This window comes from Streptococcus infantis, assembly GCF_047463275.1.
In the GTDB taxonomy this organism is placed as follows: Bacteria; Bacillota; Bacilli; order Lactobacillales; family Streptococcaceae; genus Streptococcus; species Streptococcus infantis_AF.
Genome location: NZ_JASHEE010000001.1, coordinates 365,188 through 386,292, shown reverse-complemented (window position 1 = coordinate 386,292; position 21,105 = coordinate 365,188). Strand labels below are relative to the sequence as shown.

26 protein-coding genes are annotated in these 21,105 nt (G+C 33.3%); all 26 read right to left on the bottom strand.

Annotated elements, in window-relative coordinates; genetic code table 11:
• Positions 1-40 precede the first annotated feature (40 nt).
• The 26 genes from QM923_RS02055 to QM923_RS01930 all read right to left on the bottom strand — a co-directional run bounded on the left by QM923_RS02055 (position 41) and on the right by QM923_RS01930 (position 21,012).
• A complete protein-coding gene (locus QM923_RS02055; RefSeq protein ID WP_006150004.1) occupies positions 41-286 on the bottom strand; it encodes a DUF4160 domain-containing protein in 246 nt (81 codons plus the stop codon).
• Positions 279-530, bottom strand: coding sequence for a hypothetical protein (locus QM923_RS02050; RefSeq protein ID WP_016466026.1), 252 nt, complete (start codon positions 528-530; stop codon positions 279-281). Before QM923_RS02050 ends, QM923_RS02055 begins: the two co-directional genes overlap by 8 nt.
• A gap of 59 nt (positions 531-589) precedes the next feature.
• Entirely contained in the window at positions 590-1,180 is a 591-nt protein-coding gene (locus QM923_RS02045; protein ID WP_414290680.1) for a hypothetical protein, read from the bottom strand.
• Between the two features lie 73 nt (positions 1,181-1,253).
• Complete coding sequence (locus tag QM923_RS02040; protein ID WP_414290679.1) at positions 1,254-2,078, bottom strand: LPXTG cell wall anchor domain-containing protein; 825 nt, start codon at positions 2,076-2,078, stop codon at positions 1,254-1,256.
• Between the two features lie 23 nt (positions 2,079-2,101).
• Positions 2,102-3,205 (bottom strand): phage tail tip lysozyme, encoded by a 1,104-nt coding sequence (locus QM923_RS02035; protein WP_414290678.1) that lies wholly within the window; start codon positions 3,203-3,205, stop codon positions 2,102-2,104.
• Positions 3,205-5,253 carry a hypothetical protein gene (locus tag QM923_RS02030; RefSeq protein ID WP_414290677.1) on the bottom strand — a complete coding sequence of 683 codons (2,049 nt, stop codon included), beginning with the start codon at positions 5,251-5,253 and terminating at the stop codon, positions 3,205-3,207. Before QM923_RS02030 ends, QM923_RS02035 begins: the two co-directional genes overlap by 1 nt.
• A 9-nt stretch (positions 5,254-5,262) precedes the next feature.
• Complete coding sequence (locus QM923_RS02025) at positions 5,263-7,767, bottom strand: ATP-binding protein (protein WP_414290676.1); 2,505 nt, start codon at positions 7,765-7,767, stop codon at positions 5,263-5,265.
• The gene (locus tag QM923_RS02020) at positions 7,751-8,143 is read right to left on the bottom strand and encodes a TcpE family conjugal transfer membrane protein (RefSeq protein WP_414290675.1); all 393 of its coding nucleotides are present in this window, start codon (positions 8,141-8,143) and stop codon (positions 7,751-7,753) included. Before QM923_RS02020 ends, QM923_RS02025 begins: the two co-directional genes overlap by 17 nt.
• Before the next feature lie 9 nt (positions 8,144-8,152).
• Positions 8,153-8,371, bottom strand: a complete 219-nt coding sequence (locus tag QM923_RS02015) for a TcpD family membrane protein (RefSeq protein WP_414290674.1) — start codon at positions 8,369-8,371, stop codon at positions 8,153-8,155.
• A 5-nt stretch (positions 8,372-8,376) separates the two neighbouring features.
• Positions 8,377-9,297, bottom strand: a complete 921-nt coding sequence (locus QM923_RS02010) for a conjugal transfer protein (protein ID WP_414290673.1) — start codon at positions 9,295-9,297, stop codon at positions 8,377-8,379.
• Positions 9,298-9,325: 28 nt separating this feature from the next.
• Positions 9,326-9,703, bottom strand: coding sequence for a hypothetical protein (locus QM923_RS02005; protein ID WP_414290672.1), 378 nt, complete (start codon positions 9,701-9,703; stop codon positions 9,326-9,328).
• Positions 9,704-9,723: 20 nt separating this feature from the next.
• Positions 9,724-10,197, bottom strand: a complete 474-nt coding sequence (locus QM923_RS02000) for a hypothetical protein (protein ID WP_414290671.1) — start codon at positions 10,195-10,197, stop codon at positions 9,724-9,726.
• Positions 10,194-10,667: an antirestriction protein ArdA gene (locus QM923_RS01995; RefSeq protein WP_414290670.1), complete on the bottom strand. Its 474-nt coding sequence runs from the start codon at positions 10,665-10,667 to the stop codon at positions 10,194-10,196. The genes QM923_RS02000 and QM923_RS01995 overlap by 4 nt, the downstream gene beginning before the upstream one ends.
• 26 nt (positions 10,668-10,693) lie before the next feature.
• Complete coding sequence (locus QM923_RS01990; RefSeq protein ID WP_414290669.1) at positions 10,694-11,173, bottom strand: antirestriction protein ArdA; 480 nt, start codon at positions 11,171-11,173, stop codon at positions 10,694-10,696.
• A 16-nt stretch (positions 11,174-11,189) separates the two neighbouring features.
• A complete protein-coding gene (locus QM923_RS01985) occupies positions 11,190-11,402 on the bottom strand; it encodes a hypothetical protein (protein WP_006150002.1) in 213 nt (70 codons plus the stop codon).
• Positions 11,403-11,421: 19 nt separating this feature from the next.
• Complete coding sequence (locus QM923_RS01980) at positions 11,422-11,790, bottom strand: hypothetical protein (protein WP_414290668.1); 369 nt, start codon at positions 11,788-11,790, stop codon at positions 11,422-11,424.
• A gap of 56 nt (positions 11,791-11,846) precedes the next feature.
• On the bottom strand, positions 11,847-12,119 hold the full coding sequence (locus QM923_RS01975; RefSeq protein ID WP_263393796.1) for a hypothetical protein: 273 nt from the start codon (positions 12,117-12,119) through the stop codon (positions 11,847-11,849).
• A 79-nt stretch (positions 12,120-12,198) separates the two neighbouring features.
• Positions 12,199-12,399 (bottom strand): helix-turn-helix domain-containing protein, encoded by a 201-nt coding sequence (locus QM923_RS01970; protein ID WP_414290667.1) that lies wholly within the window; start codon positions 12,397-12,399, stop codon positions 12,199-12,201.
• On the bottom strand, positions 12,356-12,862 hold the full coding sequence (locus QM923_RS01965) for a helix-turn-helix domain-containing protein (RefSeq protein ID WP_414290666.1): 507 nt from the start codon (positions 12,860-12,862) through the stop codon (positions 12,356-12,358). Before QM923_RS01965 ends, QM923_RS01970 begins: the two co-directional genes overlap by 44 nt.
• Positions 12,863-13,012: 150 nt before the next feature.
• The gene (locus QM923_RS01960; RefSeq protein ID WP_414290665.1) at positions 13,013-13,228 is read right to left on the bottom strand and encodes a hypothetical protein; all 216 of its coding nucleotides are present in this window, start codon (positions 13,226-13,228) and stop codon (positions 13,013-13,015) included.
• A gap of 2 nt (positions 13,229-13,230) precedes the next feature.
• A complete protein-coding gene (locus tag QM923_RS01955) occupies positions 13,231-13,566 on the bottom strand; it encodes a hypothetical protein (RefSeq protein WP_414290664.1) in 336 nt (111 codons plus the stop codon).
• A gap of 237 nt (positions 13,567-13,803) precedes the next feature.
• Entirely contained in the window at positions 13,804-15,021 is a 1,218-nt protein-coding gene (locus tag QM923_RS01950) for a replication initiation factor domain-containing protein (RefSeq protein ID WP_414290663.1), read from the bottom strand.
• A gap of 258 nt (positions 15,022-15,279) precedes the next feature.
• Complete coding sequence (locus QM923_RS01945) at positions 15,280-17,028, bottom strand: FtsK/SpoIIIE domain-containing protein (protein ID WP_414290662.1); 1,749 nt, start codon at positions 17,026-17,028, stop codon at positions 15,280-15,282.
• A 19-nt stretch (positions 17,029-17,047) separates the two neighbouring features.
• Positions 17,048-17,479: a hypothetical protein gene (locus tag QM923_RS01940; RefSeq protein ID WP_414290661.1), complete on the bottom strand. Its 432-nt coding sequence runs from the start codon at positions 17,477-17,479 to the stop codon at positions 17,048-17,050.
• 19 nt (positions 17,480-17,498) lie between these two features.
• Positions 17,499-17,807: a hypothetical protein gene (locus QM923_RS01935; RefSeq protein WP_414290660.1), complete on the bottom strand. Its 309-nt coding sequence runs from the start codon at positions 17,805-17,807 to the stop codon at positions 17,499-17,501.
• 79 nt (positions 17,808-17,886) lie between these two features.
• Positions 17,887-21,012 carry an SspB-related isopeptide-forming adhesin gene (locus tag QM923_RS01930; RefSeq protein ID WP_414290659.1) on the bottom strand — a complete coding sequence of 1,042 codons (3,126 nt, stop codon included), beginning with the start codon at positions 21,010-21,012 and terminating at the stop codon, positions 17,887-17,889.
• Positions 21,013-21,105 lie beyond the last annotated feature (93 nt).

The following is a 21,105-nucleotide window of genomic DNA, read 5'->3' as shown; positions in this document are numbered from 1 at the left end:
AAAACAAGCCATCTCTGACTTGCTTTTTTTACTATTATTCTTAATATGCACTATTTTGGTATTCATTCCATAATGCCTGAAGTTCATCTGCATTTTCTAAAACATACTGCCTTACTATCTTCATATCTTTTGATTTTAATTTTCCATCTCGAAGTTCACCATTTAAAAACATTGATCCAACTTCTTCACCATGAATATAAATATGAATATGAGCCATCTGACCTTTATGGTTATGTTCATTCGGACGAATTTCAATACCATACTTCAAAAAAGAATACTTAGGCATGTAATAACCCCACGTAGTCCTTCCACGTTTCAAGGTAGTTATCACGATTTAATTCAATTTGTTTTTGCGCAAATCGTATATCATAGTCTGCTAAATCTAAATTTTCCACAACTTCACCTGTAAGAATACTAAATGTTCCAATCAATTCATCATCATCATACATACGCAGAATAGGATTGTTAGGATTTTTAGAAATATCTTCTTTGGTTACTTCTAAATTTGTAACACCAAACTCTTTAATCATGATTCCTTCTCCTTTCACTTTCTTTTATTATATCACTTTTTCTAAAATTGTCACTTACACTAATTATTCAATTCCAACAGTTCACTTTCAACACGTTTCAAAACTACTTGTACTTCTTCTGTACCACGATAACCTTCGAGAGAAGCTAACTGTCCTTCTATTCTTCCTAAAATACGAAACACCTTGTCTAGTTCATTATTTTGTTTAGGCTTAGAAAGTTCCTGATTCGCTACTGTCAATCTTGTTACTTCTTCATGCAATCTTGAATTCTGAAGCACAACTTCTTTCATCAAATCCATTGTTTCCAAGATTTCTTTAGCACGTGAACTATTTTTATATAGATTTTTTCTAGCTTCTTTTTCATACTTCATCTCATCAGAAATATATTCTGTATCCTTTTTGATAGAAGCATTTTCTTGTGACAAACGATCATGTTCTTTAGATAAGCCACTATGCTCACTAGATAAGTTCCTATGCTCACTAGATAAGCTATCATGTTCCATTTCACGTTCTTTTGACAATGCCTTCATTTCAGCTTTAAGACCACTATTATCTCTAGCTAATTTAATAGCAATACCAACTAATGAAGCTATCGTTGCAACTATTCCACTAAGTGTTACCCAATCCATAATTGAATACTCCTCAATCATTTTTTCTCCTTTCTATCTTATCATATTTCTTAAAAAGAAAAAACAAGGTAGGAACTACCCTACCTTGCTGTTTTTAATCAAATTTACGCTTACCAATCACAGTTGCAATCAATCCTACAAAGCCCCAAATAGTAGTAAAAATTGTACTAGATGTCCCAGTATTCGGAAGGACTTTTAATTGACCTTCTTTATCTTTCAATGCAATAGTACCATCTTTCTGCTTCACAGCACCTACTTCGTAAGGCTCTTTCTCAGCATAATCACCTTCGCTTGTTTCAACTACAACTTTTCCTTGATTCGTTGAAACTACCTTGTGACCAGTGTTTGTTTCAATAGGCTGTTCTTGAATATCTTCTTTAGTCACATTCAATGGTTTAGGATCATCAGATTCTTTCACACCAACATTATCTTCAGCCTTCTTCTTATCTTCCTGAACTTTTGAATCATCTTCCTTTTGAGTATCAGCTTTTGGCTGTTCCTCTTTTGGTTGATCTTCCTTCGGTTTTTCAGATGGAGTTGTAGGCTCTACTACAACTCCTGTATTATCTTTTGAAGGCTCTTTTTCAGATTCCTTACCTAAATTTTCAGAAGGTTTATCTTCTTTAGGTTTTTCCTCTTTAGGCTTTTCAGATGGAGTTGTAGGCTCTACCACTACACCTGCATTATCTTGTGAAGGCTCTTTTTCAGTTTTACCACCTAAATCAAGATTCTCACCTTCAGTTTGAACACCAAGATCAACAGCAGGCTTTTCTTCTTTTGGCTGTTCTGCCACAACTAAACCAGCAGTATCTTCTTTAGAATCAACACTTCCACCCAATGACAATTCATCAGCATTTACACCAGCTACTAAACCACTCAATAGCGTTACACACGCTAACGTTACAATTTTTTTATTCATTTTTTTCTTTCCTTTTCTTTCTTTTATTTTCCAGTTACATATAAAAATTCTTTTGCCTGATCAGCAGTAAATACACGATAGTTTGTAATTCCTGTTCCCTGACCACTTTGAACAAAGTTACATTCAGAAATCAATATTGATCCATCATCTTTTACATCTTCTACAAAAGCCACATGACCATAAGTCGGATGACCACCTGCTTGCCTTCCCTGAAAGCTAACAGCAGAATGTTTCGTAGGAGTATTGGAAACTTCATAGCCTGACTTATGCGCCCAGTCCTGACCATTCCCCATGTATGGATCAAAATTTATTCCAAATTCTTTTGCACGATTGAATACATACCAAGTACATTCCCCATAAGGATAAGATTGAGTAATATAGCCATCTTTTGTAATTTCCTTATCAATCGAATATCCACTAGGTATTTCCCTTGCCACTTGACCAGCAGGAACATCTAAGCTACCAGCTATTGCATTTCCACCTGACGAGCCATCAGATTCAATTGTACCCTTAAAGACTTCATACCACTTCTTACTATCCTTCTCCAGCTTCTCTAATTTTGTCTGACCGTCTGAAAGCAACACACCTTCATAATGTTCAGACCAATATTTTGCACTTTCAAAAGGATCAGTTGCCTTTTGCATATAGTCTTTTACTTTTTTATAGCCATGATTCAATTCATAACTCATTAACTCTAATTCTACCGTACTATCTAAGGTACGAGAACTAGCCTTCGCCCATCTATCACCATTGATTGTGTTACCGTCCCAGCCTGACCACTGGAAGTACCCAGCAACACCACCTGATGGATTCGTTAGTTTAGGATCAAAATCACTTTCTCTTTCAGCATTGGCAAGCGATCCACTAGCACCCTCTAAAGTGAATTTCTCTTTAGAGAGTTGCCAGTTTAGAATCTTAATCACATCTTCTGCTCTTTCAACAGAGATATTGGCTTTTTGTGCTACTTCTTGCGCTGTCAAACGTGTTCTTTTCCCAGTCGTAGAATCTGATGAACCACCAGCAGAAATAACTCCAATCACACTTAAAATAATTAAGAGAAGTACTAATAGAATAGGTAAAAGACTTCCAACTAATAAGCTAAATCGTTTAGCTGTTTTTTTACCCATTAAATTTCAACCTTTCTCCTCTTTCTAGCTTTCAGTTTTTTAGTTTGATTACTTAAAATTGCTTTAGAAGTTATTTCTTCATTTTTAGGATTTTTTACAACTGTTTTTCTCCGACCAACTACTTTAGGATTAAAAGTCTTTGGAATCTGCTTGCTTTGTTTTGCAGACCGTTCCTGACCTTCTTTGAATTGCTTTTCTCTCTTCTTGACTCGTTCTTCCTTCAACCGTTGAATTGACTCACGAGAAGCCTGTTTCTGACCAGCATATTTTTCAGCTTGACTATCTCTATACTCCATTTTCTCTTTCAACAGTTTTCTATTGTCACTACCTTCTTTAAAGGCATTGGCTCGGACTCCATAGAGTTTAGCTAAGGTTCGACTACCTTTTTCTTTCAAAGCATTGACAGAACTATTCTTACGTTCCTTCATTGAATCCATACGATTCTTAACCGCTTCTCCTTTTTCAGCAACCTTATCTACCAATGGACTTTCTTTGCGTAAAGACTTGAGGTTTTCTCCCAACTTATCTTTACCCATCTTCAAGCCACCTTTGGTAAATTGACCACCAACTTTCAAGCCAGCTACTCCTGCACTTAAACCAATCTTACCTGATTTTGATAATCTTTCTTTGAGATTCTTAACGGATTGAGAATTGCTGATTTCTCTACCAATCTTCCCAATAGGACTATTGGTTACTCTTGAAAACGCTGATAGAAGAGAATGTCTATATTTCCACATCAAATATAACAATACACCTTTTAAGAATACGGTAACTAATAAATCACCACCAACAGCAGTAGAAATAAATCCAGTTAAAGTATTGTAAAAGAAGGAAAATATACTAGTTGCTAAAAGCATAATAGATGATAAAGCAAGCATTGAAATAGCCTTTTTATTAAATCCTATTAGCAAATGTTCCATCTTAGGAAATAAACTCAAAATAAGAATAAATGGCAACAATACAATCAATAAGATAAATACAATCAAGAAAAAGAATCGTGACAATCCAAGCAATAAATAAATCGTTCCCATCACTATAATATCGACATCAGAAGCGAAGGCATACATGAATTTCAACCCCCACTCATTCTTCAACATTTTATTTTCAGGATCTTTATCTTTTGCAATATCCTTGATTTTTTTATCTCCAACTAAATGATCTCCATCACCTTGTTTATAACTAGCTAAATCTTCAAATTCTTTCTCAGAAAGTACAAACTCGCCTTTGTCATTCACAGGAGAATTCATATACTTATATCCCTTCAACAAGGTTTCTGAAAAATATGTTTCCACTCCATCTTTACTTTCACCAGTTAATGTTTTCGTAATTTCACCATTAAGAGTTATGGTTGTTGTCCTAAAAGCATCATATACATGAGTTATCAAATATTTATTTTGGCCATTCACAGAAAGTTGAATAAAATAAACTCCAATACAGGTATAAATTAACAACATTTTTATCAATGTTTTAAAGAAACTTCCCTTACCAGTCGCAAATAAATACAGTAAATAAACTGCCATACTTGCACCGACCAAATAAATTATTTCTGTATTAAACAAAGAAGAAAATACCTTACTAGAATTTTTTACCGTTTCATTCAACAATCCACTAACATCACTCATTCCCTCAACAGAAGTATAGACTTCTGCTGTTACATAGAAAATAATTTTCCCTAACCAAAAAACTGCTTGAACTAGCGAATTAAAGAAATAATTGACATTTGAATCAAATCCAAAGAATTTTTTATCAAAATAAACCTTACTTGTTAAATCAGACAGTTTAGACTTGTAATTTTTATAACTTAATTTACTATGTTCTGATTCCTTCTTTTCCAAGGCTTCTTTTTCTTCACGAGCCTTCTTTACATCATCCAATATTTTTTTCGTACTTTCAGATGGATCAACTAACTTAGGCTTATTCGTGTTCTTGTCAAACTCAATAATGTCAAAATTATTCTTAGGAAGTATATCTGAAAGTGAATCTGCTTTTGCAAATATTGGAAGAATAAAAAAAGAACAAATAAACACTAGTAAAATATTTTTTCTCATAATTCCCCCCTATACTGCAACCAATTCTGATTCTACCGTTTCAAATAACTCCATCAATTCAGGATAAATCGTACCATCTACTGTAATACGTTCTTTTCGTCCAAACGTATCATAATAAATACACTGCCCCATTGTTTGATTTTCAAGCCAAGCTCGTGACGATTCATCATTTTCAACTCTTAAATGCTCTAAAATAGCTTCTGTTTCAGAATTCTCAGGAAAAGCAAATACCGTACCAAATCCAGTTCCATCTTCACTTGTTTTCAAATCTTTTACGGATTGAGTAACCAGCACTAGGAAATTATTGAATGATCGTCCAGTACGTTTAATACGATTGACAACTTGCCTTCCAGCAGGAGTTGCCATTATCTGCCATGCTTCATCTAAGTAAAGCATTGTTTCCTTATCCTTTTCACGTTCACCGAAAATTGCACAGAAATAGGTCAAAGCATACATAACTGTTAAACTTCTTAATTGTGTTTCAGTCATTTCATCTTTATCCGTACCTTTTGGCATATCTAAACCTGCAATTTCAATAATTGTAATTTTATTATCAAGCTTTAAGACTTCTTGACTACCATCAGAAAAGCAAAGTGATAACAAAGAATTTCTTGAAATTCTTTTTAAAAAGTAACCAGCAGTAGAAACTTCTTCTTTTGAATTTTTCTCCAATTCATCGAAAACTTGCAACATTCCTACTTTCTCACCAGCATTTCTACGTTCAATCACTTTATCAATCGAATCTAGCAGATGAGGTTGAACCTTAATATAAGTATCCTTATCCAGCACAGAACCAACAAGAACTGTTGCTAACTCTGTCAATTCAGCTTCATCTTGTAAGAATGAGAATGGATCAAGAACACCTCTATTATTTTTATCTTTCATATTCAAAGTCACAAAATTGATTGACTTGATATATTCTTGAAGTTCCTCAAACTCTCCTTCTTCTTCTAATTTTGAAAGTACAGCTTGATATTGTCTTTTCATTTCTGCTTTTGGATCAATATACAATACTTTTGTTTTCAATAATGAGTGATAGGTAAATAATAACTTAGTTAAGAATGACTTCCCATTCCCTGTCGAACCAGTTATTGCTGTATGAGGATTGCTTGTTTCTTTCCCCTTAACTCCAACTTTATTAGCTTGTAACAAGTTAGAAAATACAATATTTGTACTTGAATCAAGAGCCTTTTGAAAATCTCCATACCATGAAGAAATCTCATTATCTACACGTGCAATCGGAAAACCAACTTCTGTTCCAACCTTCTTTGTTGTAAACATCAGATTCTCACATAATCCACGCAAACTGCCATATTGTAGAAATGACTCCTTCTTATTATCAAGAATTTCTGTCAATCTACTCTTATAAAATAGATAGATTCGATCTGCAACAGCCTTGACAACTTCTACTTCCAATTCTTTCAATCGTGCAAACAGAATATCAAATTTAAGATTCAATTCTTCCAAACTATCTGCTGTAATGGTTAAGGTATGAAGATAAGTAATCATCAATTCTTTATTATCATGCTTCTCCTGAAAATCTTCTAGCAATTCATGACTTTCTAAAACTTCAATTTTCTGAACATCATCATTTTCAGCTGTTTCATTTACAGTATTCCCTAAATTTTTACGTTTATTTCTTGCTCTTGATAAAAGAGAAAAGAAACCTTTTTGAGTTGAAAAACGAATCTTGTATACACTATCAACTGGAAACTCTAAATTTTGTAATTCTTCCTGCAAATGAAGGTATGATACATTTTTAGGATATGAAACAATTGGAATTGTTGCTACATAACTTGTTTCTTGACCATTAGTCAATTTCAAAGCATTTCCATCCACTACCTCAATAATCGTTTCATCTACATTTTCAATCGAATTTTCAAGAGCAATCAATTCACTTTCTTTATCATAGTGTTGACCACCAAGAAAATGAAGGCGATTCAATAATTCTAAATCAGCTTTTGATACTTCTTTCACATTCAAAGCATGAATTTTAGTTTGAATCATATCTTTTTGATTCTGCCACGCTTTCCACCAATCAACCTTCGGCAATTCTTCAAAACCAATCATTTTCATCAAATCTTGACGATAAGTTGTTATTGTTTGCTCAACCGTCAATTTAAAATCAGAGGTCACATTGACTGACTTCAAAGGAACTACAAGATAATGCTTATATTCAAAAAGATAGCTTACTTCTTCTTCCAAACGTGACTTCATTGTGGATATAATATAATTCCCTAATGCACTTGTCCCTTGACCTTGCTCAATATCTTGCGCCAATAAAGAAATCTTCTTAGCTAGTTCCAAATCAATATGTATACTATGAATACTTAAATCATTATATTCAGCCAAACTAGCCAAACAATTATAGACTATATCCTTACTTGTTTCCTTTTTACTTTCTTCAATCGTATTAACGACTTGTGATTCAATCTCAAATACGGACAAAACCGTCCCATCTTTCAATAAAATCAATCCATCAGCAATCGACCAAATATTATTCGATAATTCCACGTTTAATACTTCTCACTTTCTCATATTTTTTTCCTTTACAAATATACATTTCCTTTCTTTGACTATCATATTGCTTCCAAAATATTAAATACTCATAAATAAATCGAAACAATGTTTTACCATCTATTTTATAATCAGCTAATAGATTCCCAAATTTCCAACCTATAAATGCAGAAGCCATAAAGCGCCAACCCCAATCCAAAGAAGGAATAAAGCCTAGTAAAAACCATGCTATCACGAGAATCACTAGGCAATAGACAATCGCTGACATTTTTATTGCAAATGGTAAACTAAATTCTTCATTTAATTTATGAATCCATACAGGCTGTCTAAATGCTGTCGTATACACATACAGCTTCTTGTCTTTTCTTTCCATTCCTCTAACCTACTTAAATACTTCAATCAATTTTGACCAAATAGGTTTAGTCGCATTTAATACTGTTTCAGGATTTTCTAAAAAGAACAAAATGAACCCTGCAACCAATACAATCACAACCAGTTTTCCTAATTGTTGCTCTTTCCATGCTTTAAGAGCCTTCATACCAGCAAAAAATGCTACTGCTGGGATACCGAATTTTGAAACTAAAAATTGAAATAATGCCATTTGTTTTATTCTCCTTTATCATCTTTTTTATTAAAATCTACTGGAATCGTATGATCCATTTTTTCTACAAAGTAACTATCTTTATCTTCTCTTAACTCAAAGCTAAAATTTTCACTATGAGTTGTACCAGCTACATCAAGAGTAATTTGAGCATAAGCATAAATTTTCCCATCTTTTTCTTTAAAGTAGGTATAATCTAAACTCTTAAACGTTGCACCACCAATGGACTTAATTCCATTAGAAATCAAATCCAAGTTTGCTTGACTGGTAGTGTAATTCTTAAAGAACAATTCCAAGAATGAAACTAACTTCTTACGTTTACCTTCCTCAATTTCATCATTCCCAACTAGCGCAACATGATTCTCTTTTTCTACCCCTTCAGCTTTAAAATCGCTCACAGGAGAGAACCAAGGCAAACCACTTACATAATACTTGCCATCTTTCACACCGTATGGAATCGTAAATTCAATTCCTACACGTTGATTCTTATCATCTTTCTTCGTATCATAGATCACACGATAAACAGCGACACCATCTTTAGCACTCAACATTCTAGCACTAACAATACTCATTTCCTGCTTCGTCTGACCTTGATTCTTTACATCAGGAACACCACCATAATAATTATTTAACTTTGCGACATCTTCATCAGCAGAGCCACTTTGTGAATTATATGTAAAGTATCTACTTACATATCCATCTAGGAACTGTTCCAAGGTACGATCTGTTTCTTTTTTAGCTTCTACCACAGGTGCTTCAGAAAGCCTTGCCTTCATCTTCACAGTAGTTGCTATTGAAACAAACATGGTTAAACCACATAGCAGGACAAAACCAACCAAGCTAATCATGAAAATCAGATTCGATTTTTTCTGACTAATCTTCTTAACTGTCAGTTGTTTGTCTTTTCGTGGTTTCTTTAAAAACATATTTCTCAAAGTTTTTTCCTTCCTTTTTTTATTTTTCAACTAAAACAATTTCTCCACCACCAGCACCACCAAACAAGAATTCTGATTCTTCCAAAATTGTCATGTAATACTCAAAATTTTCTTGAAAAATTCTGACATATTCAGAATCATCTAATTCTTTTGAATCTATCTGCTTCTTCCTAACAGAGCCATTATCGTATTTAAGAATAAACAACTTTATAGGCACAACTCTAACAGAACCACGAATTGAAGAAATAAGATTTAAAAAATCAAATTCTCGTCCATGTATTTTCGATTCTAAAGCTGTATCTAATGCAGGTCTAATGTTATCTCCTACAATTCTTTTTATCTCATTTGACAAACGCTCTATATCTCTTAAATCATCAAATATAACAGTAAATGACATATTTATTCCTATCCTTTAAATTAAAGAATAACCTTTCTATAAAATCCTTTTGGAGTATTCAGCACTTCGCCTTGCTCAACAAAACCTTGAAATGCTGTCACCCAATTTCCACACTTAAAAAAATAATTTATCAAAAGACCAATATCTAAATTCTTTGAAAGTTGAATCACAGTTGCTACTTCATCTTTAGAACAGAATTGATAATAGGTTGAAATAATCTTTTTGATAGGAACATATCGCTGTAACTGAAATCTCACAACATAATCATCACCATCATACAAATCAAGAACTGCTTTTTTCAGCAAGTAAACCTCGTCCAGCGACATGATCTTATCAACTTCCCAATCAGTAATACCACATACAAAGAAATTCACTTTATCAATTCCCAATTCTTTCAATCTTGCAACTATCTGATCTTGGCTATGCTTCATAATATCTAACTCACAAAGATAATCGAAATTGCCTTCATTCAGAACCCTAATACTTGCTATCATCTTGATACAAAGTAACCTTTGTCAACAAAGCTACCACCTTCTTCTAAACGAACATCACGACCAAACTTCTCATAGTCAAAATAGCGTTCTAATTGTTCCCTTGACAATTCAACACCCATATCATCTACAATATATTCACCCAATTCTCGATCAGTTGTAATATCAGGATAAAACCAGCAATCATCAAATTCTGCATTTGCTAAATCCTTTGGATCAGAACTATTTGATTCAATGAATGATAAAACAATATCTTCATCTACATCTTCCAAATTTTCAGCAAGTTCATTCGCTAAATCCAAATTCAATCGTTCACAATCCAAATCAGGCAATTCTTCAATAGATTGAATCGTTATAGAAACATCTCCTACATCATATCCAAATTCAGAAGCTACATATTCAAATTCAACAGGCAAAGAAAATTGTTTTACTTTCTTTGTCCGATTATCCATAATTAAAGCTGTTAATTCCATTTTTTATTTTCTCCTTACTAAAAATCTTACAGCCTATCTGCTTTAGGTAAAAAATACCCTCTATCAGTAAAGCTACCACCTTCTTCTAAACGAACATCATGACCATACTTTTCATAGTCCAAATATTTTAGAAACAAGGCTAAATTAAAACCATTCTCCTTAACCATATACATTCCTAACTGAAAATCGTTATGAATTTCAGGATATAATGCACAATCCAAAAACTCAAAATTCAATAAATCTGATAATTCAGTATTTCCCAATTCAATATACGTTAAAACCTTTTCTTCATAAACAAACTCCAATTCTTTAGCAAGTTTATTTATATCTGATAACGTAGCACCTTCCACATTCAGTTTAGGTAATTCTTCAATAGATTGAATCGTAAAAAGTATATCCTCTTTATCATATCCAAATTCAGAAGCGATATATTCAGGAGCAACAGGTAAAGAAAACTGTTTAGCCTTCTTTAACCGATTATCCATAATTAAAGCTGTTAATTCCATTTTTCTCCTTCCTTAATCAACCTTCTACCTGCTTATTTAACTGCTCCAAGTCAGCAACACTAAATAGACCATACCCAATGAATGAAGTCCCCTCATAATCAACAATTTCAATTTGATCATCATAAGAACCACTCAAACCAATCACAGACAATTTTCCAAAATATAAAGGCAAGCTAAACCAAGCCTGCCTTCCATTTTTTGGATTCTTGATTAAAACTCTTGAAGCCATATTCAATACCAACTATTCTTTATTGCAAGAAGTACCAGCTATCGCCTTCATGACCAAGGAAAGTATAAGAATCTTCTAAACGACTAACAATTTCTTCTTCATGCTCTTCTACATAAGCAGACAAACGATCTTCATTCATTAACTGCTCATATTCTCCATGATCCAAAATACCAGCAAAATCAATCAAGGCTTCTTGTGTATCAACTTCTGTAAATGAATTGATATAAACATTATCAGGGTTGCAACCATCAAACTGACCAAATTCAACACCATCAAAATGCTCATTCAACCTTTCAATAACAATTTCAGGCTCGTCAAGGAATCTTTTCCCATAAACATAATTTTTACAAACATCAGAATAGCTATCATAAATAACTTTAATACTCATTATTTCTCCTTCCAAATAAAAAAGGAAGCCACTCTTGACTTCCTTTACCATTTTAATTAAATTGAAGCTGAACGCTCAAAGCTAGAGCCAATCGCAAACGCACGATTCGTTACCTTGTTATACTCTTGATTCATTGAGTAATAACTTGATACATCTTTCTTGATACATTCGATCACTTGATATGGAAGGCTCAAATCATCAGTATTTTTAAGAAGCGCACTCAACTCACCAGCTAAAGTCCATGCTTGCTTAAATTCTTGATCCTTCAATTTCTTACCAAGTTCCAATGACAACTCAATCACTTGTTTATCTTTTCCACTTAAAGCCATTTTGTATACCTCTTTTTTCTATTTTTTTAGCTTTTATTTTTTCCAGCTATCATGCAGGAGAACGCTTCTTAACTTTCATTTATTTTCTACCAAACAACCAATCCAACGAAACATCAAAAAAATCAGCTAATTTGACAAGTTTGTCAAACCTAGGCTCTGTCTTTCCATTCTCCCAATCGCTATACGTATTTCTCTTTATTCCTAATATCTCTGCTAGTTCTTGTTGTTTTAACCCTTCATTCTGTCTTAATCTCTTTAAACGTTTTAAAAAAATTGTCATAAATTCCATTTCCATTTACCACAATAGCTTTCTCTACTTCTGTTCTAAATTTATCTTCTACAAAATCTGTATCATAACCCAATGCAAGCAATACTACTCGCATAGCTTTAATAGCAACTCTTTTTGCACGCTCACTATCTTCAAACTCATAACGTGAAAGCTTTTTACAAAAATCTTTCAACTCATCTTCTTCTAATATTTTCTTTTTTTCTCCTTCCTTTATTTCTTTTTCAAATTCCAAACATCTCTCTTTTGATATTTCTAAATATTCACTTAACAAATAATCAATAGAAACATCAAATATACAAGCTAACATACTTAAATTCTCATAGGTAGGTTTCCGATTCCCACTTTCCCATTTTTGATAAACAGCTTGGTTTATCCCAAAAAAATCAGCAACTTCTTTTTGTGTAAATCCCTGCTCCTTCCTTAACAATTTTAACTTCTCATGAAATTTCTCCATAAAAACCTTCCTTTTCATTCAACAAATAAACCACCTACAAAAAACATCAGAAATAACAAAATAGAGAATTTAACATTCCCTATCAAAACATACGCAAACAGCGCCATAACCAATCCTACAATAGAATTTAAAATCAAATAATGTATGATTTTAAAAATCATCTTTACCATTCTTATCATATATAGACCTATCCAATTCTCTAAAATTCATCACAATTCCTGCAATTAGCGTAATACTAAAGAAAACAAAAGCGATTTTAGAGTTGCCACTAATCAAATTTACAACAAGGAATACAAACATAGGCAATATATAATTCAAACACATAAAGCGCAAAACTTCCCTTAACCACTTCATAACTCTAGCCATCTTCAAACCCATCTTTCCAAATGATATTTTTTAACCAATAGATTATAGACATCTACTCTCTCCTTACTATCTCTTTTCAACAGACCAAATAATAACAACTTTCTTTTTATATCAACTTCTTTATTCAGATATTCTTCATATTCTTTAGTTAGTCTTTTAACTTCATACCAATCTTTTCTTGTTTTAGTTGATCTATAAGTCTGACATTGAAACTCAATATAATCTTGATACCCTTTAGCCTTCTCACTTGTTACAATTCCATCATAGAAATACCTTGCAGGAATCAAATACACCAATTTTCTTAAAACTTCATCAGTTATTTTTTTCTTCTTTTTCATAGAACAACCTCAAATAAAACTAACTATTTTGTCATATCAAGAATCGCATTTACATCTTCATGAATCCTTGACCAATCCAATATATATTCCTTGAAATAAGTACGAAAGATTTTTGAAGGCTCAACAGGAATCACTACTAAATTTTCATTCCCTTCAAAACTAGGAAAATAACTACTAATAGACTTCAATCCTTTATCAGTAGATACAACTAAGTTACTATTATTCACTACTACTGAATCAGTACCTATCAACCTGTAAATTTTTCTCATAATCTGACCTCGCTTGCTCTAATTTCTTCCAATTTTTTTCGCTTATATTCCCTTCAAACAATATCTTTTTCAACTTATGCTCACCTGTTATATTCTCCCAAGTTTTAAGAACAGTAGTAACACCTGAAACATTTTCATTGATCCATTTATACTGTTTATCAAAAAAACCAACTTCAACAGGAGCAGTTGAAAAACCAATACGATCAACTTCGCCCAGCAATGAATACCACTCTTTGTTAAGAACCTTCTTTCCATTGACTTTCTCATAGACCTTAATCTTGCTATTGATAACTCTTACAGCCAACTTTGCCATATCCAACTTTTGATTCAAGGCTTTTTTTACAAAGTCCAAAGCTACTTCATCACACATTCGGACTTCATACCGATTCTTGAATTGTAAAGCCGAATGAATAAAATCTAAATCAAAACCAAGTTTTTTCGCTTGCTCAATATCTTTTTGATAAAAACAGAAATGATAGGCAGATTGTCTTGATCCAAAATAAATTGTTTTAGCTTTTCCATACTCACCATTATCTTCAATCTGCTTCAATCTCAATCGACTATCAATCAAGCCTTCGTCCCAAAGTTCTACCAGCTTACCAAGTTCAAAATTCCCTTCTTCGTTATATTTTTCATCAAGCGCAATATCTAACCGAGGTATATTCATATACTTTCCATCACCTTCAGCAATTTCACGCTCATACTCAAAACAGCGAATAAAGAAATCTCTCCAGCTTGCTTTTTGTTCTTCTTCTAGGTAATATTCAAATTGCCTGCAAGCCTGACCTTTTAACTCAATCATACAACCCATATCTTCCCTTTTCTTCGATATGAATACATTGATAAACTGAAATGTATATTTTGTATCATAGCCTGAACCACCTTTTTCTTCTTCTAAGAAAGGTTTATTTTTCAAACCTAAGACCTTATCAATAACTTCAATATAATCTCTTGTTTTGAATGTAACCTTCACATAGTCAACTTTACCTTCCAAAGAGAAACCACTATCTCGCACACCTTCTTTAAAAGCGACCAACTCTTTAATTTTTGAATCGTATGCTTCGGAAACTTTTCCAGCTTCCTTCCACCTATAAAGTGTCGCTCTATCTATTTCTAAATAGTCCGAAATCTCCTGATCTGAAAAAGAGTACATTTTTTGTACTTTATTCAATTCTTTAAATTCCATATTTCTCCTTTTTTTGTAATGTTGCATTTTTTGAGATAAAAAAACCAGTATTATCAAGGCTTTTGACCTTATCGCACACCTTCTACCCCCCTATTAGTCATAGGGGGTTAATTCGCACAATCCAGCTTGCTAGTGAGCGCTAGTGAGCGCAGTCGCTCGTCGCACTCGCTTCCTCGCTCCTGCTACTAGCTACTAGCAAGCTGGATTGTACCAACTAGCACTTAAAAAAGAAAAAAGAGAGCGAAAACCCTCTTTTTATCACTCATATTCATCAAAAGGGAAATCATCTATAATTTCATTCCAATTTTGATTAGTAATTTTTTTTAATTCAAACAAATCTTTGACCAAAGACATCTGATTTTTATCCAAATACAAAATACCATCTTTTCTTAGAACAACCATTTTTTCCTTTTCTTCTAATTTTTTCAAAAGATTTTGAACAGAAGCAAAGCTAACATTGATTGACATAGAAAAATCACTTGCCTTTTGTAGATCACCAAGATTTTCTTCTTCTTTTTGTTGACTTTTCATCAATTCTTGAACTAATTCAGGACTAGCTTTTTTAACTGTTCCTTTTTCAAGTTCTTCTTTAGCCTGCATTTCTTCCTGTAAGGCTTGTTTTTCTTCTTCGGAAAGAACAGCTTCAGGATTTTCTAAAGGATTGAAAGGATTTTCTCGTCTTTCAATCTTCTCATATTCATCATAGAATGAGAATTTCTTTTCAAGCAATGGTGAATAAAATTCCCTTGCTACTTCTCCATAGACACAAGCATAACCTCTACCATAAACACGCTTACCACCTACAAACTTCACATACTTAAATTCTTTATTTCTATTGACTTCGCCAAAGGCTAGATCATAACTGATCTCGTCCAATCGGCCAACAGATATACGAAAGTTAATGTTAGCTTGCAATTTTGAGCCTAAATCTTCCCTTGCAGGCTTCTGCATAGCTATTATTCCAAAACAGCCAGCTTGCCTTCCAAGAAGCAAGAATTGACCCATAGCATTATCTAAACGCTGTCTAGTTTGAAAGTCCAGCATAGCACACAAGGCATTGTATTCATCACAGACTAGGAAATAAGGCTCTAATCCATACTCATAATACTTCTTCATATCCTTATCGCCATTTTCAGCTCGTTTTTGACGAATATAGGCATATCGTGCAAACATAATATCTACCCCTCTTTCGATCATAGCTACTATATCTTCAGCATTATATGAAATTCGCCCTTCAAAAGCCTTCTGTTCTGCCATAGTTACAAAGTCAGCTTGTTTTGGATCACCAATATCAGCTACACCTTCTTTCGCTAAAGCACGAATCAGAGTTCTTAATAGAACAGTCTTACCACCACCAGTACCACCGACTACCAGCAAATGAGGATCATCAATAGGATTCCAGTAAAGATTCTTCATCAGTTGAATACCTTTATCAGAATAATTGACATCAGTTACCTTGATACGATTCAAAAAAGCAGAATAGGCTAATTTGTAAGTCTTAAACTTTATATCGTCCTGAACTTCCATAAAGTCCATAAAGAAAGTTGTTTCTAACTCACTACCAATCTTCTTAAACTTCTCTTGAAACTTGTTACCAGCCATTTTAAAAGCCACATCAAGATCATAGCGATTCTGTTTCATGTAAACAGCAGGAAACACAACTTTATCAATAGTACCTGATTCACGTTTTACCTTCTTTGTATAGGTATAACCATTCTCTTTCAAAAAGAAAGCCAGTTTAGACAGTCTTTCTAACTTTTGAAAAAGAAAGAATCTTTCTTGTGAAAACCATGTTAGATAAATACTTAAAACAATAAATACTACCAATAGAATCACAAGAATAACAATAGCTGCTATATCTAAAATCTTAATTTTTTCAAAGTTTAAATAACCATAAACTACAAGCGCAGGACTAAATAACAAAAAGAAAAAAGAAAAGATAAAGTATCTAAGATTTACCATGTAAGGCTTAATCTTGATTCCTCTATACGCAGGAAACAAACCCATATCTTTTCTCCTTTATCAATTAGCCTTTATGCTCTTGTTTTTGTTCTTGCTTCTGCTCTTGTTTAGGTTGAGCAGTTACACCAGCACCAGCACCAACACGCTTAATATTTTCAGCACGCAATGAGAAAGCAAGCGCCTTAATTTCAGAAACATTGTTGTTACCACGATATACTGTATCTTCGTAATCATAAATCCAAATTGTTGCTTGTCCTACAATTTCAACTTCTGACATGAACGGAATATCTTCTACTGAAATACCTTCTTCCAACTTGATCGCAATAGTTTCTTGCATTTTGTCTGAGAAAACTTCAGCATGAGTAGGATAATCAACAGCTTCACCTTCTACCATTTTCCAGTTTTCATCAAAACCAAGAAAAGTAAATGTACCGAATTTTTCCTTCACATTTACAGGAATTTCTGCATTGTTAAATTTACGAATATTAAAAGCCATTTTTTATTTCTCCTTTTTCTTATTTTTCAAAACGCAATTCACTTGCTTCAAATTGAATTTCTTCTTTTCGACCAACCAAACGAGTTACGAAATTAAGTCCTAATACAGACTTAACAATAGTCAAACCTTTTGCTTTTGGAGTATCAGAATTGTTAATTCCATATACACGAACAGTCACGCTATTTTGTTGATCTCCTGAAAGTTCAAACTCACGGAATGGAACGAAATTTTCACCGTTACCAGTCACAACTTCACGATATTTTGGATTTACAACTACTTTTGTTCCAATCGCTTCCAACCCAACAGGGATTTTTTTAATTTTTGCCATTTTCTATACCTCTTATTATATATATTTTTTAAAAATAAAAAGGGCGATTTTCCTGTTTTAATCGCCCTTAACAAATAGACTAATCTTCTTTACGTTTAAGACCAGCTACACCAAGCACAGTTGCAAGTACACCAGCTAGACCAAACAAACCAAGTGAAGATTCAGCAGTACCAGTATTCGGTAAAGCTGGTTTTTTCGGTTCTTGTGGTTTCTTAGGCTCAGGAGTATGAGTTACAACTTTTGCTTCCATTTCTTGACTATTTACAATGTTCACAAATTTGTTTTCGATTTCTCCACTTGCAATACGTTCAACTTCGATATAAAAATCTGCATCAAACGTGCCTTTAACTCCTAAAGAGTTCAAGAAATCTTTGTCAATAGCATATGACCATTTACCATCTTTTTCATTCCATGTTACTTTAACAATCTTCTTAATGAAATCAGAATTTGTACTTTGATCAAACTTAAATTGGAAAGCATAGCTAGAGCCTTTAGGAACTTTATCTCCAGCCTTAACAACTTTTCCATCAGAAAGGACTACATCATAAGGTAACACCATATCTTTTCCAGCTACATATTCAGTACCACGAATGATTCCTGACCAATTTCCAGTATAGCGGTCATGCTTCACATCTAACTTATCAATACCATCATACTGATAAAGTGTATCGTGCTTGCTAGGAACGGTCACACCGTCCAAAAGATAGCGTAAGAACTGACCAATCTGAATTTCTTCACCATCACGAATCTTCTTATCGTCTTTTTGATCCAAAGCGTGTTTTTCAGGTTTCACATCAGGTACTTGAACTGTTACCAAATTAGAAACAAAGCTATTTCCAAAATCAATTTGTTGGAATTCATTTTTCACAATCTGTCCTTTTTCAACCAATAAACGAGCAGGAAGATCAATCGTGATATTCTTAGCCTGTCTTACATAATTCTTATAGAATGAAGCAGAGTCTTTAGCAACAAACATATAGAACTCACCTTTTGGATTCAACCCAGCTTCTTTCAAAATACCTTGAATTTCTTTTGTACGTTGTTTTTCTGAAAAAACATGGTACATATTAAACAAAGCCTTAACATCTTTACCAGCAGAATCCTTCATAGTAATTTTGCTGTCATCTACCTTGTAAGCCCCATCTTGAACATCATCAACCATAGCCCATGTTTTACCATAGGTTTTTGAGTCTGTAGTAAATGTTGAATATGGCTTGTAGTCAGTTGTTAGACTAAATTTCACATTCTTATCAAATGTATTTACTCCATCAATATTATTTGCGTAATTATCTTTGATAGCCTTCACAGGTTTTGGAGTTGATGGTTTCACACGCAGACGTGCGAAGTTTACCTTAACGGTAGGAACTAAAGGCATTTCAGGAATTTTTTTCTTCTCTGGTGGAGTTGGAGCAGGGGGAGTTGGAAGTGTTGTACGAGGTACAAACTCTTTTGGTTTTTCCAATTTAGGTTTAGGAATTTCCTTAGTATCTTTTGGCTGATAGTTAGGCTCAACAGGAGGTTTTGTCAAAATATTGATTGGAACCGTTGCACTTGCTTTACCAAACAATCCGACTGCCCAGCCACTATCTCCAAAGATTGAACCATCAGAAGGCATTTCTTTGCCTTCTTTTTCTGCATTACTTTTCGCCCATTTACGCTCTAAAGCAACTTTCTTAGCAGAGTGAACTCCTTCTCCATTATGATAAGCAAAATTCAAAGTAGAACCATAACCAACAGAAACTACTGAACCAAGTGGAATATCTGCTTCATCTTTAACATTATCATATCCAAGATCACCAGCTTTTACACCAAGATCAGGTACATCAGTTTTCCAAGCTGTCTTATATTCACCCTTATAATAATTCTTCCCATTACGAGTTACTTTTTCTACTTTAGAACCATTCGGATTTAAAACAACTCCTTCTGAACCATCTTCATAAGTCATGTTAAATTCTTGACCATAATCAACGTCATTAAACATTGAAACAATAGCCAAATTCGCTTTTTTATGACCTTTTTCATAGAAATAATCAATTTTTGTATTAAATTCAACTAAATTCCCATATACAAAATTAATAGAGCCACTATTATCCTTATTGTGAATTGTAATCTTAGTTGCTGATAAAGGTTTTCCATTTTCCTGCCACTCAGCTTCTACTTTATTAAAAGTAAAACGAGCAGAAATTTTTTGACCTTTATCATCTTCAGCAATATTATGTAACGTAAATGAATCACCAGCTTTAGGATTATAAATCTGTTTAAAATATCCATTTACATCACGAAGAAGATCAGGGCGACTTGCGCTAATTGTAGTATCATCATGAAGTCCAATATAATCTTTAACTTTTGTAAGTCCATCAATTCCTTCAAAAGAAGCAGTCAATTTTCCATAATAATTAACGCTTCCACGTTGACTTTCATCATAATCACCATAAACCTTAATATGAGGTTTTTCAGCTTTTACACCCTTCTTAGCAAGTTCTTCTTTTTGCTTATTGTAAGCAGTCAACTCTTTATTGTAACCAGCCAACTTCTTATCATAATCAGCTTTTAGACCAGCATTTTCTTTTTCAACCTTTTCATTATAGGCTTTCTGGTCTGCTACATTTTTATTATAAATAGCTTCTTTTTCAGCGTTATCCTTTGCGATACGCTTATTTTCAGCTTTGGTTTCAGCTTCTTTCTTAGCATTATCAGCAAGAATAGCTTTATTTTCAGCTTCAATACGTTTGACTTCTGCTTCATGTTCTTTTACAGCTTTGTCATACGCTTCTTGTTTAGACCTGTTTTCTTTTTCGATTACTTCACGCTCTTTAGTAGTTTTATCTACCTTAGAAGAATAATCATCAGTCACAGTTTTGACATTTTTTTCCTGCTTCACATAATCAGCTTCAATTTCTTTTTTCTTTTCTGCTACTGTTTCAGAGGTTGCAACACCTTTATCTTGAACAACACCTACTTCTACATTTACTCCAGCATTTTTAGCTTCAGTAACAGCTTTATCAAGTTTTTCATGAGAGATAGGAACTTCTACTTCAGTTTTCTTTTCTACTGCAACAGTTTTTTCAGTTGAAACTTCATTAGCAGATACACTATTGCTTCCAAAAGCAACACCCAACATAGCAAGCGCAAGAATAACTCCACACGCTCCAAATTTTGTTTTACGGATTGAACCATAAGCCTTATATTGATTTGATTTTAACATTATATTTCTCCTTTTTTTTAAATCATTTTTTTATTTTTTTCTAACCTCGTTTTTTTAAGATGGTGAACGAGATCGCTTAAACACAATTAAAAT

Bases quoted from the DNA above. Each gene is read 5' to 3' on its own strand.
- QM923_RS01965 (WP_414290666.1), bottom strand. From the start codon at position 12,862: ATGGAGAAATTTCATGAGAAGTTAAAATTGTTAAGGAAGGAGCAGGGA.
- QM923_RS01950 (WP_414290663.1), bottom strand. From the start codon at position 15,021: ATGGAATTTAAAGAATTGAATAAAGTACAAAAAATGTACTCTTTTTCA.
- QM923_RS01990 (WP_414290669.1), bottom strand. From the start codon at position 11,173: ATGGAATTAACAGCTTTAATTATGGATAATCGGTTAAAGAAGGCTAAA.
- QM923_RS02005 (WP_414290672.1), bottom strand. From the start codon at position 9,703: ATGTCATTTACTGTTATATTTGATGATTTAAGAGATATAGAGCGTTTG.
- QM923_RS01980 (WP_414290668.1), bottom strand. From the start codon at position 11,790: ATGAGTATTAAAGTTATTTATGATAGCTATTCTGATGTTTGTAAAAAT.
- QM923_RS01945 (WP_414290662.1), bottom strand. From the start codon at position 17,028: ATGGGTTTGTTTCCTGCGTATAGAGGAATCAAGATTAAGCCTTACATG.
- QM923_RS01940 (WP_414290661.1), bottom strand. From the start codon at position 17,479: ATGGCTTTTAATATTCGTAAATTTAACAATGCAGAAATTCCTGTAAAT.
- QM923_RS01960 (WP_414290665.1), bottom strand. From the start codon at position 13,228: ATGGCTAGAGTTATGAAGTGGTTAAGGGAAGTTTTGCGCTTTATGTGT.
- QM923_RS01975 (WP_263393796.1), bottom strand. From the start codon at position 12,119: ATGGCTTTAAGTGGAAAAGATAAACAAGTGATTGAGTTGTCATTGGAA.
- QM923_RS02035 (WP_414290678.1), bottom strand. From the start codon at position 3,205: ATGGGTAAAAAAACAGCTAAACGATTTAGCTTATTAGTTGGAAGTCTT.
- QM923_RS01955 (WP_414290664.1), bottom strand. From the start codon at position 13,566: ATGAAAAAGAAGAAAAAAATAACTGATGAAGTTTTAAGAAAATTGGTG.
- QM923_RS02050 (WP_016466026.1), bottom strand. From the start codon at position 530: ATGATTAAAGAGTTTGGTGTTACAAATTTAGAAGTAACCAAAGAAGAT.
- QM923_RS02015 (WP_414290674.1), bottom strand. From the start codon at position 8,371: ATGGCATTATTTCAATTTTTAGTTTCAAAATTCGGTATCCCAGCAGTA.
- QM923_RS02000 (WP_414290671.1), bottom strand. From the start codon at position 10,197: ATGATAGCAAGTATTAGGGTTCTGAATGAAGGCAATTTCGATTATCTT.
- QM923_RS02055 (WP_006150004.1), bottom strand. From the start codon at position 286: ATGCCTAAGTATTCTTTTTTGAAGTATGGTATTGAAATTCGTCCGAAT.
- QM923_RS02010 (WP_414290673.1), bottom strand. From the start codon at position 9,297: ATGTTTTTAAAGAAACCACGAAAAGACAAACAACTGACAGTTAAGAAG.
- QM923_RS02045 (WP_414290680.1), bottom strand. From the start codon at position 1,180: ATGATTGAGGAGTATTCAATTATGGATTGGGTAACACTTAGTGGAATA.
- QM923_RS01930 (WP_414290659.1), bottom strand. From the start codon at position 21,012: ATGTTAAAATCAAATCAATATAAGGCTTATGGTTCAATCCGTAAAACA.
- QM923_RS01985 (WP_006150002.1), bottom strand. From the start codon at position 11,402: ATGGCTTCAAGAGTTTTAATCAAGAATCCAAAAAATGGAAGGCAGGCT.
- QM923_RS01995 (WP_414290670.1), bottom strand. From the start codon at position 10,667: ATGGAATTAACAGCTTTAATTATGGATAATCGGACAAAGAAAGTAAAA.
- QM923_RS01970 (WP_414290667.1), bottom strand. From the start codon at position 12,399: ATGACAATTTTTTTAAAACGTTTAAAGAGATTAAGACAGAATGAAGGG.
- QM923_RS01935 (WP_414290660.1), bottom strand. From the start codon at position 17,807: ATGGCAAAAATTAAAAAAATCCCTGTTGGGTTGGAAGCGATTGGAACA.
- QM923_RS02020 (WP_414290675.1), bottom strand. From the start codon at position 8,143: ATGGAAAGAAAAGACAAGAAGCTGTATGTGTATACGACAGCATTTAGA.
- QM923_RS02030 (WP_414290677.1), bottom strand. From the start codon at position 5,253: ATGAGAAAAAATATTTTACTAGTGTTTATTTGTTCTTTTTTTATTCTT.
- QM923_RS02040 (WP_414290679.1), bottom strand. From the start codon at position 2,078: ATGAATAAAAAAATTGTAACGTTAGCGTGTGTAACGCTATTGAGTGGT.